General features: G+C 31.2%; 16 protein-coding genes. 3 read left to right on the top strand and 13 right to left on the bottom strand.

All coding sequences use genetic code 11. The features are described 5' to 3' along the window. Positions 1–6 precede the first annotated feature (6 nt). The 6 genes from J7M77_RS06765 to J7M77_RS06740 all read right to left on the bottom strand — a co-directional run bounded on the left by J7M77_RS06765 (position 7) and on the right by J7M77_RS06740 (position 6306). Positions 7–780, bottom strand: coding sequence for a protein-ADP-ribose hydrolase (locus J7M77_RS06765; RefSeq protein ID WP_296877073.1), 774 nt, complete (start codon positions 778–780; stop codon positions 7–9). A 92-nt stretch (positions 781–872) separates the two neighbouring features. After that, on the bottom strand, positions 873–1976 hold the full coding sequence (locus J7M77_RS06760; protein ID WP_296877072.1) for a 5-methyltetrahydropteroyltriglutamate--homocysteine S-methyltransferase: 1104 nt from the start codon (positions 1974–1976) through the stop codon (positions 873–875). 134 nt (positions 1977–2110) lie between these two features. After that, complete coding sequence (locus J7M77_RS06755; protein WP_296877071.1) at positions 2111–2485, bottom strand: RidA family protein; 375 nt, start codon at positions 2483–2485, stop codon at positions 2111–2113. Between the two features lie 4 nt (positions 2486–2489). Then, positions 2490–3671, bottom strand: a complete 1182-nt coding sequence (locus J7M77_RS06750; protein WP_296877070.1) for a MalY/PatB family protein — start codon at positions 3669–3671, stop codon at positions 2490–2492. Between the two features lie 81 nt (positions 3672–3752). Next, positions 3753–4214 (bottom strand): MarR family transcriptional regulator, encoded by a 462-nt coding sequence (locus tag J7M77_RS06745; RefSeq protein WP_296877069.1) that lies wholly within the window; start codon positions 4212–4214, stop codon positions 3753–3755. A 100-nt stretch (positions 4215–4314) separates the two neighbouring features. After that, positions 4315–6306 (bottom strand): FAD-dependent oxidoreductase, encoded by a 1992-nt coding sequence (locus tag J7M77_RS06740; protein WP_296877068.1) that lies wholly within the window; start codon positions 6304–6306, stop codon positions 4315–4317. A 127-nt stretch (positions 6307–6433) separates the two neighbouring features. Here J7M77_RS06740 and J7M77_RS06735 point away from each other — a divergent pair, with 127 nt between their 5' ends. Next, a complete protein-coding gene (locus tag J7M77_RS06735; RefSeq protein ID WP_296877067.1) occupies positions 6434–7051 on the top strand; it encodes a TetR/AcrR family transcriptional regulator in 618 nt (205 codons plus the stop codon). Between the two features lie 54 nt (positions 7052–7105). Beyond that, positions 7106–7699 carry a rubredoxin-like domain-containing protein gene (locus tag J7M77_RS06730; protein WP_087303376.1) on the top strand — a complete coding sequence of 198 codons (594 nt, stop codon included), beginning with the start codon at positions 7106–7108 and terminating at the stop codon, positions 7697–7699. A 35-nt stretch (positions 7700–7734) separates the two neighbouring features. On the opposite strand, the gene J7M77_RS06725 is transcribed toward J7M77_RS06730, so the two are convergent. The 4 genes from J7M77_RS06725 to J7M77_RS06710 all read right to left on the bottom strand — a co-directional run bounded on the left by J7M77_RS06725 (position 7735) and on the right by J7M77_RS06710 (position 13049). Continuing rightward, the gene (locus tag J7M77_RS06725) at positions 7735–8130 is read right to left on the bottom strand and encodes a YolD-like family protein (RefSeq protein WP_296877066.1); all 396 of its coding nucleotides are present in this window, start codon (positions 8128–8130) and stop codon (positions 7735–7737) included. A 10-nt stretch (positions 8131–8140) separates the two neighbouring features. Next, on the bottom strand, positions 8141–9649 hold the full coding sequence (locus J7M77_RS06720; RefSeq protein WP_296877065.1) for a DNA methylase: 1509 nt from the start codon (positions 9647–9649) through the stop codon (positions 8141–8143). A gap of 260 nt (positions 9650–9909) precedes the next feature. Further along, positions 9910–11007 (bottom strand): aldo/keto reductase, encoded by a 1098-nt coding sequence (locus J7M77_RS06715; protein ID WP_296877064.1) that lies wholly within the window; start codon positions 11005–11007, stop codon positions 9910–9912. A 119-nt stretch (positions 11008–11126) separates the two neighbouring features. Further along, the gene (locus tag J7M77_RS06710; RefSeq protein ID WP_296877063.1) at positions 11127–13049 is read right to left on the bottom strand and encodes an NAD(P)/FAD-dependent oxidoreductase; all 1923 of its coding nucleotides are present in this window, start codon (positions 13047–13049) and stop codon (positions 11127–11129) included. Positions 13050–13168: 119 nt separating this feature from the next. Here J7M77_RS06710 and J7M77_RS06705 point away from each other — a divergent pair, with 119 nt between their 5' ends. Continuing rightward, complete coding sequence (locus tag J7M77_RS06705) at positions 13169–13744, top strand: TetR/AcrR family transcriptional regulator (protein ID WP_296877062.1); 576 nt, start codon at positions 13169–13171, stop codon at positions 13742–13744. Positions 13745–13768: 24 nt separating this feature from the next. On the opposite strand, the gene J7M77_RS06700 is transcribed toward J7M77_RS06705, so the two are convergent. The 3 genes from J7M77_RS06700 to J7M77_RS06690 form a co-directional block, all read right to left on the bottom strand. Continuing rightward, positions 13769–14125 carry a hypothetical protein gene (locus tag J7M77_RS06700; protein WP_296877061.1) on the bottom strand — a complete coding sequence of 119 codons (357 nt, stop codon included), beginning with the start codon at positions 14123–14125 and terminating at the stop codon, positions 13769–13771. A 10-nt stretch (positions 14126–14135) separates the two neighbouring features. Continuing rightward, on the bottom strand, positions 14136–14978 hold the full coding sequence (locus J7M77_RS06695; RefSeq protein ID WP_296877060.1) for a patatin family protein: 843 nt from the start codon (positions 14976–14978) through the stop codon (positions 14136–14138). Positions 14979–15194: 216 nt separating this feature from the next. Then, positions 15195–15515, bottom strand: a 321-nt coding sequence (locus J7M77_RS06690) for a hypothetical protein (RefSeq protein WP_296877059.1), incomplete at its 5' end; no start/stop codon positions are given.

Genomic DNA, 15515 nt, shown 5'->3' with positions numbered 1-15515 from the left:
TTTTTCTTAAATGCTGTTTATTTTAGTATTGACGACATTATTATCAATATTTTTCAATAAATACTGATAGATTTTTTTATCTTCATCTTTAAAAACATTAAAAATCACTTGTTCAATTTTACTTGTTGGTAAATATTCCAACACTGTTTCAATTGCAATTTTAGCAGCTTCATCGTTTGGAAAATGGAATACACCTGTTGATATACAACAAAAAGCAATTGACTTTAAATTCATATTATCAGCCTGTTTTAAACAATTTTGATAACACATTTTTAATAAAACACGATGTTTATTTTCCAGTTTTCCATTAACAATCGGACCGACGACATGAAAAACATAACGACTTGGTAAATTATAAGCAGGCGTTACTTTAACTTTGCCGATTGGCTGTAAATAACCTTGTTTAACCATTAACTCATTGCATTTTAAGCGTAAGCGTATTCCCGCAAAAGTATGAATTGCATTGTCAATACAATAGTGCCCTGGGACAAAACAGCCTAACATTTGATTATTGGCCGCATTGACAATAGCATCTACCTTTAATCTAGTAATATCCCCTTGCCATAAACTAATCCCTGGTGAATTAATTTCAATAATTCCTTTTTGATGATTAATTTCTTGTAAGTACTGATCTTCAATTTCTAGATACTTTTCATCAATATTTTCAGGCATTCGTAAATTAACTAAAGCTCGATATAAATCAAAACTATAGTCATTAATATCAACTTGCTGCTTTCTTTCTTGTAATAAATAATCAATTAAATATTTTTCTTTATTCATGTTATCCTCCAATAGATGTAATTATTTAAGTTACATCTATTATAACATACTCATAAAAATATACAAATAAAAAGCCTTGGGTTTCCAAAGCTTTATAAAAAATCTTGACACGATACTAATAAATCAATTTTTTCCCACTGTCTTTTTTCATCAATACAGTTTCCTTCTTCAACTGATGCAAAACCACATTGTGGCGACAAAGCAATATTATCACCAACAACTTTTTTCGCTTCTAAATATCTTTGTTTAAGTTCATCATGGCTTTCTAAAACCGGATTTTTAGTTGAAATCAAACCGGCAACAAAAGTCGTATCACTATCTTTTAATCTTTTCCAAGGTTCAAATGATCCCGAACGTTCATCATCATATTCTACAAAGAAACCATCATAAGGAATCTGACAAATAATTGGCGCGATTGAATCATAAAAACCAGAAAACAATGGATATCCTTTAAAATTACCTTTACAAAAATGATTAGCAATTGTCATATCTTGCGGTTTATTTTCTAATGCTTTTGTAGAAACAATCCTAAACCATTCTAAAATTTCTTCTTTTTGATAACCTAAAGCAGCTACTTTCTTTAAAAAATCCTGATCGATCATATAAGTCCATGAAGTATCATCGATTTGTAAATAACGACAGCCATGATCATAAAAATCTTTAATTGCTTTTTGATAAGCAAGTCCAATATCCTCAATTAACGCATTAATATCTTGACCATAATAAGGTATTTCTTTTAAACCTAACTGTAAGAAATGATCAACCAAAATCATATTGGGACCAGATATACATTTTTTCGCTTCAATTCCGGGATATTTTTTAACTAAATTGAACAAAAAATCCCAAGCTTCCATTTCTGGATGTACAAGACTAGGGTCATAATCAATTTTGCCACAAATCATCCCTAATTCAATATGATTAATTTGACCATTACGCTCTTTATCTAAATGTTTAGTCGTAAACCCATTAAACTCTTTAAGCCAGTCTAAATGCCACCAGCGCCGTCTAAATTCACCATCGGTTACGATTTTTAAGCCATGTTCTACTTCTTTAGCTACTAACTTTTCAATTTCCTGATCTTCTACCTTTCTTAATTCAGTTAATGAAATTTCACCCGCAAAATATTTTTTTCGCGCTTCTTTAATTTCTTCCGGTCTTAAAAAAGATCCAACAATATCATATTTAATTTTTAACATTTATTTTCCCACCTTTTTAATTATTATAAAAAAGGGTTCAAGGCTTGTAAAATATCAAAAATCTCTACTTTGTCATAGTTTAAAACTATGGCAAAACAAAAAAAGTCGAGCAATTCGATCTCGACTTTAATAATCTATTTAGCTGCAATTACTTCTACTTCAATTAAAGCTCCTTTTGGTAAAGAACCAACTTCTACGGCACTTCTAGCTGGATATGGTTCAACAAAATATTGAGCATAGATTTCATTAACAGTAGCAAAATCATTCATGTTATCTAAAAATACTGTTGTTTTAACTACATTAGAGAAATCTAATCCTTGACTTTCTAATAATCCTTTAACATTTTTTAATGCTTGATGAGCTTGAGCTTCAATTCCTTCAGGCATTTCATTAGTTACGGGATCTAATGGAATTTGTCCTGAAAAGAAATATAAATCTCCTAAATTAATTCCTTGGCTATATGGTCCAATAGCGCCTGGTGCCTGATTTGTTTTTACGACATTTTTCATAGTTCTATTCTCCTTTAAATTCTTCATAAATACGGTTTAATGCTTCTTGTAATACTTTTGAAGGAGTCGCAATATTAACTCGTTCAAAACCTTTTCCTTCATCACCAAAAACATAACCTTCATCTAAATATATATTAGCATGAATCATTTTCTTTTCAAGTTCTTTATAATCTAAATTATAAGCTCTAAAATCAAGCCAAACTAAATAAGTTCCTTCTAAAGGAGTAACTTTTACTTTTGGCAGTTTTTCTTGAATAAAAGCTGTTAACATTTGATAATTTTGATAAATCAATTCTTTAAAAGCATCTAACCAGGCTGCCCCTTTACTATAAGCAAGTCTAGTTGCTTCAAAAGAAATGGTATTTAAAGTATGGAATCCTTTTTTACTTTGCTGTAAAACAAATTTTTCTCTAAGTTCAGGATTTTTGATGATAATATTAGATCCTTGTAATCCGGCAATATTAAAACTTTTACTAGGAGCTGTACAAGTCACGGTAATATCCGCTATTTCTTCACTTAAAGTAGCTACTGGTGTATGTTTATAACCAGGCATAATTAAATCTTCATGAATTTCATCACTTAAAATAATAATATTATTTTCTAAGCAGATCTTGGCTACTTTTTCTAATTCTTCTTTACTCCATACTCTACTAATTGGATTATGAGGACTACATAAAATCAATAAAGTATTTTTACTATCTTTAGCTAATTTTTCAAATAAAGCAAAATCAATTTCATAATGACCTTCATTATTAATTAATGGACATTTAACAATCTTTCGACCATTATTTTCAATTGCTTTATAAAACGGATAATATACTGGTGTAAAAATAATAACCCCTTCATCCGCTTTGGTAAAAGCACCAACACCATCACCTAAAGCCGGAACTACCCCGTTTGATAAAACGATCCATTCTTTTTCAATTGAATAATTAAATTTATTCATCATCCAATTAATTACTGATTGATAATATTCATCAGTAGGGGCACTATATCCTAAAACCGGATCATTTTGCATAAATTCAATTAATCCTGCTTGAATTTCTGGTGCTAATTTAAGATCACAGTCAGCAACTGAAAGCGGAACGATTCCATCAGGAACATCAGGATTTATTTCTTTCATACCTTGCCATTTAGCTGATCCTTTTAAAGTACGATCAATCAATGTTTCAAAATCATATTTCATTGCTATACCTCCACTCACCTAATTGTTAAGGTGCTTAACTATAGTATACATTATTTACTAATTATTGCAATAAAAAAAGATTTAAAATGTTTCATTTAAATCCTTTAAAAACTCTAAATTCAAAGCTTTTTGTACCTTGATAAAACTCTCAATTTCTTCATCTTTTAAAGCAATTAAATTTTCAAGATAGCGACTATAAATCATTTCATCAAGTTCACCATGCAATTTAATTACATCCTGGCTGATTTTAGTTAAAAATAAATTATATTCCCGATTATTATCAGGATTCTTTTTTCGAGTGATAAGCTCTTTTTGTTCCAGTTTTTTTAAGATTTGGCTGCTGGCACTTAATGTTTTCTTTAATTCCTTAGCAATCTTAGAAGCCGTAATTCCCGGATTTTTAGCGATAATTTCTAATGTCTGGGTTTCTACCGGATATAACATAATACCATTAAACTGCCGTGGTTTATTGGCGTATTCTTGCATAATATCATACCCCTGGTCAACAACATCAATTAATTTTTCTAATAAATCACGATTCATCTTATCACTCCTAGCTCTATAATTTTACCAAATATATTTTTTAGATGCAAATTATCTTTAAATCAGTTTAAAAAGGATAGCAACTGCTATCCTTGTAATATTATAATTCTTTAGCTAAATCCCAAGCCTGCCAGACTACATGTTTTAAATTTCCGACAAAATTAGCGTCACCTAATAAGTGAACTTTAGGATTATTTTGGTATTTTTCTTTTAATTCGTTTTGGCAATCATAACCAATTGAAGTAATGATCGTATCTGATAATAAACCATAACTTTCACCATTTAATTCATAACGTAAGCCACTACCAGTAATTTCACTAATTGCAGCATTAGTAATAACATTTACTTGATAATAGTTCAATAAATCTTTAAGCATCGTAGCATTTGGAGCTGCCAATTCTTTAACTTTTAAGATTTCATCTTGCATTTCAACGATCGTAACTTCTTTACCTTTTAAAGCTAGATCATAAGCAATTTCACATCCGGTTAAACCGCCACCAATAACAGTTACTTTATTACCAACTGGTTTATAACCACGTAAATATTCAATTGCTTCAACTGGCGGATTTTCTTTAGCACCAGTTACTTTTAATGTTCGTGCTTTAGCTCCGATTGCTAAAATAACTTCATCAGCATTTAAATCATCTAGATTAGTTACTTTAGTATTTAAATGAATATCAATATTATATTTTTTTATTTCACGATTATACCATTTAATCAATTCTTTATCCGCTTCTTTAAATTCAGGGGCGGCAGCCGCAATAAAGACACCACCTAATTCATTACTTTGTTCATATAATGAAACATGATGACCGCGTTTAGCTAAGACCATTGCTGCTTCCATACCACCAATTCCACCACCGACAACAGCAATATTTTTTATCGTAGTAGCTGGAGTTAGTTCATAATCTTTTTCTTTCATCGCCGCAGCATTAATAGCACAGCGAGTTCCGGCACCCCATAATAAACCAAAGCAGCCATTATGACAGGCAATACATGGTTTAATATCTAAACGATTACCATCCTTTAATTTATTAGGCCACATTGGATCAGCTAAAAATTGTCTAGCTACCCCAATAGCATCAATTTCATGATTAACGATAGCTGGATAAGACTGTTCCATATTTTCCATTCTTCCGGCACAGCAGACCGGAATTGATACATATTTTTTAATAAACACGGCATCTGGTAAATTGCAGGCTTGTGGCATATACATAGGTGGATGAGCCCAATACCATGAATCATAAGAACCATTATCAACGTTCAACATATCATAACCAGCTTCTTCTAAGATTCTTGCTACCGCTGGACTTTCTTCTAGACTACGACCAAATTCATGGTATGGTTCATAAGGTAAAGCGCCTTGATTAAATCCTTTCATTTTACTAGCGACACTATAACGCATTGAAACCGGGAAATCTTCACCAGCTTGTTTTTTTATCTCTTTAACAATTTCACAGGCAAAACGTAACCGATTTTCTAATGATCCGCCATATTCATCTTTGCGCCAGTTAGTTGCTTCAATGGCAAACTGATCTAATAAATACCCTTCATGAACCGCATGAACTTCAACACCATCAACCCCGGCTGCTTTTAATAATTTAGCACATTTTCCAAATTCTTCAATATAACTATGAATTTCTTCTTTAGTTAAAGCTCGATGTTTCTTTTCGGGAACCCAAACATTTGGTAAACCTTCACTCGGACCATTCATCGCTTTAACGGTATCACAACCGGGAATATACATTGCGGAAGTAATTGATAACGCTCTTCCCATTCCGGCTCCAATCTGGACAAATAATTTACAATCATAGCTATGAATCTGTTCCATAAATTCTTTCAAATCATCAAAACAGTTTTCAATTTCTTCATGAAGCCAGCCATCACGACCCCACATATCTCTAATTGTTGAAATTCCGGGGATAATTAAACCAACGCCACCTTTAGCTCTTGTTAAATAATAACGCTTTGTTTTTTCTTTGATCCCGCCTTCAAATAATGCTGTTCCTCCCATTGCACACATCACGATTCGATTTTTGATCGTTGTTTTGTTGATGTTAAAAGGAGTAAATAATGCTTCGTAATTTTCCATTTTTCCTATCCTCCTCTTTTCACAAAATAATATTCGGCGAATATTATTCGGTAATACTATTTTAGCACTATTTTTAAGCTTGTACAATCACTAAAATAACTTTATAATATCCTTTATGAAAGAAAAAATGACAAATCGAAAAATCCAGGCTCAAGAAACTAGAAATAAAATCATTAATGTTGTGTGGCAATTATTACAAACAAAAACATTAGAGGAGGTTACAGTAACTAAAATTTGTGAAAGTGCAAATATTTCAATTGGGGCTTTTTATCACCACTTCAAAACTAAGGAAGATGTTGTATTTGCAGCATTTAAACAGTTTGATGATTTAATCAAGGAAACATTGATTCATAAACAATATAGCTCTACGATTGAAGCAATCATTGATCTTTTATATCATGAAGTAATTGGTGCTAAAGATCATGGTATTTCCATCACAACCGAGATATTGAAACTAACATTAAAAAAACAAACTAATAATGTTTTTTCTGATGAAACGAGATTTTTTCATATTTATTTAAAACAGTTAATTATTAAAGCTCAAAAAGAAGGATTAATTAAAGAAACGACAGATGTTGATAGTCTTGGGGAATTATTATTACGACATACCCGGGGAATTGGTTATGACTGGGTGGCCCATCAAGGCAGTTATGATTTAGAAGCAACGATAAAAAACGACATTCAGCTATTATTAAATAACTTTATTGTCACAAAAAAAACTTGTAAGTTGACGAAAGCCAATTAAAGAAGTACAATTGTAGTGGATATAATATCTATACAACAATAGGAGGATAAAATAATGGCAAAATTTGTATGTACAGTTTGTGGATATGTATATGAAGGAGATGCTGCTCCTGCAGAATGTCCAGTTTGTCACGTTGGTGCTGACAAATTCAAAGAAGTTGAAGGTGAATTAACTTTAGCAGCAGAACATGAATATGGAATCTATGCAAAAACAGTAAAAAACAACCCAGATATTTCTGAAGAAGATAAAAAATATATCTTCGACCAATTAAAAGCTAACTTCGAAGGTGAATGTTCAGAAGTAGGTATGTATTTATGCATGGCTAGAATTGCTCATCGTGAAGGATATCCTGAAATTGGTTTATATTGGGAAAAAGCTGCATGGGAAGAAGCAGAACATGCATCTAAATTTGCAGAATTATTAGGAGAAGATTTAGAACCTAATATGAAAGCTACTACTAAAGATAACTTAGCTTGGCGTGTTGATTGTGAATTTGGAGCAACTGCTGGTAAAGTTGAATTAGCTACTTGCGCTAAGAAAAACAACTTAGATGCAATCCATGATACAGTTCATGAAATGGCTCGTGATGAAGCTAGACATGGTAAAGCTCTTAAAGGTTTATTAGACAGATATTTTGGAGATAAATAATTAATTGAGCAGTATGTAATCCATACTGCTTTTTATTATTCGATTGAAAATAAATCATCAAACGCAATTATCGTTCCATCAACTAATTGCAGCTGTCGCTTAAATTCATCAATTTTTTCAATTTTAGTTTTGATCGTAATATATTTACCACCCGCTTTTTTTAAATCAGCTTGAAAATAAGTAATTTGTACTTCGGGTTTTGATTTTATTTTAGTTGTTAGAATTGAAAGCTGATAATTAATTAATTCGCGCTGATTTTCATCAAGTTCTTTTTTCTTTTCTGTAATCCTAGCTGTTTCTTTAATTGCTTCCTGATGTCCCGTTAAAGCAGCAAAAGGAGCAAACTGAGCAGCTCGATCGTAATTAGACATCCGAGGATGTTTAGTCGAAACATGGTGGGGTAAATTGATAATATCATCGTATTTATTCATTAAAACTCCTTTATGCTTTATGACCACCAATCATCCCATTACGTTCTTTAGCGGGGGCTCCTTCTTGAAAATCCATTCCTTTTAATAAAGCATTTTTTCCATATTTTTGTTTAATTTTTAACGTTGCTTCTTGTAATCTTTTTTCCTTTTCTAATTCAATTTTCTCTTTTTTTCTTTGTTTATCGAGCTGGTTATAATCAGTGAATAAATCTAACTGTTCCACGGTTGGCTGCTTTTCTATCTGGCTTTGATCAACGACTCGATTAGCAAAAATCGAAACTCGCTTGATTGTTAGTTTTCGATCAACCTTTTTATCATAAAATTCCATTACTGACTGGGTAATTAATTTAGTTGAAGCACTATATGATTTTAAATTAATCGTTCCATGACAATGTTTAGGAATCTTACGACCATAACGATCAATCGTAACCGTTCCCTGAAATTTACCTTTAGCTACATTTTCCTTGTCATAGCCAATCGTAATTACGATCTGGTTAGTAACTAGATTTTTCTCTACTAAATCTAGTGTTAGGCTATCGAGCATCTCTTTGACAATTAATTTTCCCATTTCAAAATTATAAGGATGATCTAATACCTGGCCTACTCCAATACTATTATGTTCCGGTTTATAGGCTTTAATATCTTTCATCGTACACGGTTCATAGCCCCAGGCATGATCAATCAATAACTCTGCATTGATCCCAAATAAATCATATAACAAATCTTCATTATAATATTCATCCTCTTTACCTAATGAACACCTGGCAATATCACCCATAGTATAAAGTCCTTCTTGATACAGCTTTTTTTGATAACCTTTACCAACCCGCCAAAAATCAGTAATTGGCTGATGATGCCATAACTTTTGGCGATAAGTCATTTCATCTAGATAAGCAATACAAATACCATCCTGGTCGGGTTTTATATGTTTAGCGACAATATCCATAGCTACTTTACATAAATATAAATTCGTCCCAATTCCGGCTGTTGCTGTAATTTTAGTTGTTTTATAAATATCTAAGATCAACTTTTTCGCAAATTCTTTTGCCGTTAATCCATAAGTTTTTAAATAACTAGTAGCGTCAATAAAAACTTCATCAATTGAATAAACATGAATATCTTCAGGAGATAAATATTTCAAATAAATATTATAGATTTCTTTACTGCACTCACGGTAAAAAGCCATTCGTGGTTTAACTGCCAAAAATGATAATTTTAGTCGTGGATTTTTTTGTAGTTCTAATTCATCAAATGAAGCATTAATAAAATCACCACGAATCAATTTAGCCCTTTGATAATTTATTTTTTTTACCTGTTCAATTACTTCAAATAATCTAGCCCTACCAGGAATCCCATACTTTTTTAAAGCTGGTGAAACAGCCAAACAAATTGTTTTATGACTACGACTAGCATCAGCTACAACTAAATTAGTCGTTAAAGGATCCAATCTTCTAGCCACACATTCAACCGAAGCATAAAAAGATTTTAAATCAATTGCCATGTATATCCGCTCATTCATTATCGATCACCTTTTGTCATTCTACCATAACTTGTCAATAATAAAAAGATTTTACGTTTAGGTATTTGGCATTAATATTTTTGATAGTATACCAAAAAAGGAACGTTGCAGCGTTCCTTTTTTATTTGCTGTGGCTTAAATTCCAAACTTGTCTAAGCACATTATATATTATGCCTAGACAAATATCAAGTATCCTTAAAATAAAAGCTTACTAGAGTAAAAAAGCATTGATATGATAAAAAGATGTCTATCAAGACATCTTATGATTCAAACGTTTTTGCTACTTCTTTTAAATGCTCAATAATTGGTAAGTGTTGAGGACAGATTCGTTCACATTGGCCACAGCCAATACACATTGAAGCTTTACCACGATCTTTAGTATTAACATTGTAATAATAACTACTATTCCAGTCATTAAATTGAATCTTAGCGTTATAACAAGCAAATAAATCGGGGATGGCAATCTTCATTGGACAGCCATCTTCACAATAGCGACAAGCTGTACAGGCAATTCCTCCCATTTGATTCAATATATCAACTACCTGATCAATAGCCTGATATTCTTGTTTAGTTATTGGTTTGAAATCTTGCATATAACTAAGATTATCTTCCATCTGTTCTAGATTACTCATTCCGGATAAAACCATCATAACATTTGATTGACTAGCAGCAAAACGAATCGCATAACTGGCATAACTTAAATCTTGTTGCAAATTATCAAATATTGCTTTAGCCTGATCTGGTAAATTTACCAAACCGCCACCTTTAATTGGTTCCATGACAATAACTGGTTTTTGATATTTAACACAAACATCATAGACGGCTTTACTTTGAACTCCGGCATCTAAGTAATCTTTATAGTTAAATTGAATTTGGACTACTTCAATTTCTGGATGTTCCTGTAAGATCATTTCCAAAACATCAGCTTTATCATGAAATGAAATACCAATATGTTTAATTTTTCCCGCTTCTTTTAATCCTTGTACTACTTGATAAGCATTAGTCCGTTTAAAATGCTGATAAATTTCTTTATCTTGAGCATGCATTAAATAATAATCAAAATAATCAACACCACATTTTTCTAATTGTTCATTAAATAATGGTATAATATCACTTTCCTGCTTAAAAAAATGAACTGATAATTTATTAGTAAGAATATAACTATCACGAGGATAGCGCGCTACTAAACAATCTTTTAATGCTGTTTCGCTTTTTCCTTGAACATAACCATGAGCAGTATCAAAATAATTAAATCCTGCTTGCATATAGGCATCGATCATCGCATTAAATTGTTGATAATCAACCTGGTCATCATTCATTGGTAATCGCATACAGCCAAACCCTAATTTTCCTTCCATATTCTTCTCCTTTTTCCTTATCTATTAATATTGTAATTGAAACTTTATGTTTCAACAATCTTATTTACTAATCATTCTTATAAGTTTTACTTATAAGAAAAAGGAACTTTTCAGTTCCTTTATTCCATTACTCTAATAGCATGATATCCTTCATGAACTGCTGTTAAGATCTTTCTTGGACTAACAGCATCACCAATAACAACTACTTTATCATCATATTTAGCTTCTAATAAATCTTCTAACTGGTTATTAGGTTTAAATCCAGCTGCATTTAAAACGGTATCACATGTTAGAGTATATTCATTACCATCTTTTTGATATACTAAAGTATTATCAGTGATTTTTGTTACTTTAGCATTTCCAATTACTTCTACCTTACATTCTTTTAACATATTCCGCAAATGCTGATCATTATTTAAACAATGGTTGGCAATCGCTAAAACATCAGGTAACATTTCAACGATCGTTGCTTTTTTACCACTTTGACTAATCGCACAAGCAGCTTCAGTTCCTGCTAAACCACCACCGATAATTACTACATTATCACCAACTTCAACTTGATCAGTTAGATAATCAATCGCTAATTTAGCTTTTTCAATTCCTTCAATTGGCGGCATAACAGCACTGGCACCAGTAGCTAAAATGATTCGATCATAATCTAAATCATTAATATTATCCGCAGTTGCTTCTTTATTTAAAACAACATTAACATTTAATTTAGTGCATTGATTTTCTAAATAAGTAACTAATTTTAAAACATCTTTTTTAAATTCAGGTCCTCCAGCTGGATATAACATTCCACCTAATTTATCGCTTTTTTCCCAAAGATCAACCTGGTAACCACGACGACGGGCAGTAATAGCCGCTTCCATACCACCAGGACCACCACCGATAACTAAAACTTTACGATTAGTATCACCGCCTGTTGGTAAAGCATATTCTTTTTCAGCATAGCAAGTTGGATTTACAGCACAGTAATAATGTTTTCCACTAAATCCCGCTAATAAACATTCATTGCAGCCAACACATGGTCTAATATCATCAATTTGACCTTTTTTAACTTTATTAGCCCAATGAGGATCAGCTAACATTTCATGTCCTAAGCCAACATAATCTAAAATACCACTGCTTACAGCTTTACTTGCAAGATCAGGATCAAATAATTTTCCATCACCTAATACTGGTACATTTACAACTTCTTTAATTGCTTTTTGAACATCTAATTTGTGTCCTGGTTTAGAATAAACTGTAGTAATTGCCTGATACCACTCTTCATAGCATCCAGTATCTACATGTAAAGCATCAACACCAGCTTTTTCTAAGATTTTAGCCATTTCAATTCCTTCACTAAGATCTCTAAAGCCATCAACTCGCTGATCAGGTGTAAATTTAACAATTACTGCTACACTATCAGGTACATTTTTCTTAATCGCTTCAATACATTCTAAAGTAAAACGCATTCTGTTTTCTAAAGATCCGCCATATTCATCATCACGATTATTCCATTGTTTAGATTGGAACTGATCTAATAAATAACCACCATAAGCATGTAATTCAACTGCATCAGCACCAGCCATAACTGCTAAAGAAGCTGAATAACCAATTTTTTCAACTAAATAATGAATATCTTCTTTACTAAATGGTTTACAAATTAAATCTGGGAACCAGAATGATCCTACACTACCAGCGCTATATGGTGGCGTAAATGGATCGGTAAATTGCTGGCGACCAAGCCCTGGTGATAATTGTACACAAACTTTAGCACCATAATGATGACAACGATCGATCAACATATTTAATCTTTCAACATGATGAAAATCTGATAATTCGGTACAAGGACGTGGTTCGTATTTAGTTGATACCACATTAGCACCAGTAATAATTAATCCTGTACCCCCTTTAGCTCTTTCCATAAAATAATTGATGGCATCAATATTATAAGCACCATCTGCTTCACCAGTTGTTCCCATTGGCGACATAAAAATACGATTTTTTAACTTCATTTTCCCAATATAAGTTTTGTCGAATAATCCCATTTCCATAATATTTCTCCTTTACTTTACTTGAGTAAAGTTTATCATTTACCAAAGTAAATGTAAAGGCTTTCAAAAGATAATTTTACATCTTTTTTAAAATCATTTATAATAGGTATGGTGATTCGATGAAAACAAAAGATAAAATACTAAAACAAGCATATAAACTATATCAAACAAACGGCTTTAATAATGTAACGATCCAAGATATTTGCAAACAATCTAAGATAACCAAACCAACTTTTTATAAATATTTTAAAAATAAAGAAGATACGATCATTCATTTATATGATGATATTACTAAAGAAATTTCCAGTAATGTCCCTGGTTTGATCTTAGCTGATAATTATTATGAACAACTACTTTTATGTTTTTTATCATTGGTTGAACAAAGTAAAAATGCCGGTTTTGATATTATCGGTCAAATGTTTAAAATAAATCTTGATCAAGATCAAGGCAGTTTTGACTTTCGTGATGATTTTTCAGCCATTTGTCTGGCCATTACTAAAAAGGGACAAGAGGCTAACCAGTTTTTAAATACTAGTAACCCTTATGATTTATATAAATGTTTAAGTTATGCATTTACTGGTTTTGAAGTTATGTGGTGTTTAAAAAAAGGTGATTTTGATTTTGAAGGTGAAATCAAAAAAGCCATTCAAACGATTTATCAAGTAGATGAGCATTTATACAAAAAATCCATATAACTTTGATTATATGGAACAGTTATTTTACTTATAGGGAATATTATCATAATCAACGACATAATAATTATTATTTTCGTGTTTTAAAAAGAAAGTTCCACCGCGATTATTTGGTTTACCAAACCAGGAACCATCTTTGATTATATAGTATTCATAAGTATTATCTAATTCCAATTCAGTAACATCAAGTTTTTCCACATCCATAAACATTACTTTAAAAGTAGGATTATCATCATAAATATATTTAGCGATGGCATCTCTTGGATTGGAATTATTATAATTTTTAATTACTGTTTTACTATATCCTATAAATCCAACGATCATAATACAAACAATTACAATTCCCCAGATCAATTTACTTTTTAAAAATTTTTTCAATTTCATCATATTCTCCTTATTCTTTTAAATATTGTTTTAATTTTTCAATTAAACGATTACCATCTTCAATTCCAAGATCATACATTTCTTGTAATTTATCAGGATCCCGTTCAATTCTTTTAATATCAATTTTTTTACTTGGTCGAAAAACAAAGATTTCCTGGTTCTTTTCTTTTTCAATAATCATTTCTACCATATCATTATAGTTTTTATAGCGATTATTGATTGCTTCAACAAATTTAGGATATCGATGATAAAACAGTTTAGCTAATAGTGGATCAGCTTTTTTCTTACGATAATTAATTGGTCTTGTTAAAATGACAATAATTTTATCGTATCCTAAATCAATGCACTTTTGTAATGGAATACTATCAGCTACACCACCATCTAAATATTTTTGATCACCGATTTTAACAATCTTAGAAACAAAGGGCATCGCAGAAGAGGCCCGTAAGACTTCAATTTGCTGGGTCGCATTAGTTATTTTAATATATTCTGGTAAACCAGTTTGAACATTAGTTACCGTTGCATAAAAATCAGTCTTTGATTTTTGATAAGCTGCTTCATCAAAAGCATCTAACTCAAATGGTACTTGATAATAAGCAAAATCCTTATTAACAATATTTCCCGTTTTAAGCAAGGAACTAAAGCCCATATAGCGTTTATCTTTAACATATTTTTTATTATATCTTAATGTCCGTCCCCGTTGATTAGATGGGTAATTGACTCCAAATAATGCCCCAGCCGAAACCGCAACGATTCCATCTATTTTAATTTGATGATCTAAAAATAAATCTAGTATCGCTGCTGTATACATCCCGCGCATAGCACCGCCTTCTAATACTAACCCTACTTTCATCCACTTTTCCTCCAAAACTAATCATCATCTTACTACCTATATATTAAACTATTTTGACCTATTTGACTAATTGAATTTTTGTTTCTTAATTAAAATTAAGATATAAAAAACTTTCTAAAAAAATGAGCTATAAAATTATATCAAATAATTATACAAGCAGTTGGATTATTATTTTATTGATAAAAAAACGCTAATTACAGCGTTTAAATCATAGCTTTATTTTAATAACTGATCAGTTAGTTCAATAACGATTGGTGCATATTTTTTTCTTAATTTATTTAATAAATAATCATGTAAAAAATAAGCTAAACAAGCCCCTAATAAGCCAAATAAAGAGATAATAATTCCTAAAATATATACTTGCCATTTTAACACACATGTAAGTCCTAAACCAAATATCAATGTACTAATTATTCCAAAAGTTATTGAACAAATACTAGCTCTACTAGAAACTTGCTGATCTATTTTTTTTAGTTTCGTTAAATTATCTTCTTCATTAATATACTTTTGTCTAATTGCTTTAATTTCTTCTTGTTG

This window comes from Thomasclavelia sp., assembly GCF_017889095.1.
Taxonomy (GTDB): domain Bacteria; phylum Bacillota_I; class Bacilli_A; order Erysipelotrichales; family Coprobacillaceae; genus Thomasclavelia.
Note: the sequence above shows the minus strand (reverse complement) of the source record. Positions and strands in the feature narration are given on the sequence as shown.

Excerpts from the sequence above, each read along its gene's own strand:
- J7M77_RS06765 (WP_296877073.1), bottom strand. The coding sequence starts at position 780 with ATGAATAAAGAAAAATATTTAATTGATTATTTATTACAAGAAAGAAAG.
- J7M77_RS06760 (WP_296877072.1), bottom strand. The coding sequence starts at position 1,976 with ATGTTAAAAATTAAATATGATATTGTTGGATCTTTTTTAAGACCGGAA.
- J7M77_RS06755 (WP_296877071.1), bottom strand. The coding sequence starts at position 2,485 with ATGAAAAATGTCGTAAAAACAAATCAGGCACCAGGCGCTATTGGACCA.
- J7M77_RS06750 (WP_296877070.1), bottom strand. The coding sequence starts at position 3,671 with ATGAAATATGATTTTGAAACATTGATTGATCGTACTTTAAAAGGATCA.
- J7M77_RS06745 (WP_296877069.1), bottom strand. The coding sequence starts at position 4,214 with ATGAATCGTGATTTATTAGAAAAATTAATTGATGTTGTTGACCAGGGG.
- J7M77_RS06740 (WP_296877068.1), bottom strand. The coding sequence starts at position 6,306 with ATGGAAAATTACGAAGCATTATTTACTCCTTTTAACATCAACAAAACA.
- J7M77_RS06735 (WP_296877067.1), top strand. The coding sequence starts at position 6,434 with ATGACAAATCGAAAAATCCAGGCTCAAGAAACTAGAAATAAAATCATT.
- J7M77_RS06730 (WP_087303376.1), top strand. The coding sequence starts at position 7,106 with ATGGCAAAATTTGTATGTACAGTTTGTGGATATGTATATGAAGGAGAT.
- J7M77_RS06725 (WP_296877066.1), bottom strand. The coding sequence starts at position 8,130 with ATGAATAAATACGATGATATTATCAATTTACCCCACCATGTTTCGACT.
- J7M77_RS06720 (WP_296877065.1), bottom strand. The coding sequence starts at position 9,649 with ATGAATGAGCGGATATACATGGCAATTGATTTAAAATCTTTTTATGCT.
- J7M77_RS06715 (WP_296877064.1), bottom strand. The coding sequence starts at position 11,007 with ATGGAAGGAAAATTAGGGTTTGGCTGTATGCGATTACCAATGAATGAT.
- J7M77_RS06710 (WP_296877063.1), bottom strand. The coding sequence starts at position 13,049 with ATGGAAATGGGATTATTCGACAAAACTTATATTGGGAAAATGAAGTTA.
- J7M77_RS06705 (WP_296877062.1), top strand. The coding sequence starts at position 13,169 with ATGAAAACAAAAGATAAAATACTAAAACAAGCATATAAACTATATCAA.
- J7M77_RS06700 (WP_296877061.1), bottom strand. The coding sequence starts at position 14,125 with ATGAAATTGAAAAAATTTTTAAAAAGTAAATTGATCTGGGGAATTGTA.
- J7M77_RS06695 (WP_296877060.1), bottom strand. The coding sequence starts at position 14,978 with ATGAAAGTAGGGTTAGTATTAGAAGGCGGTGCTATGCGCGGGATGTAT.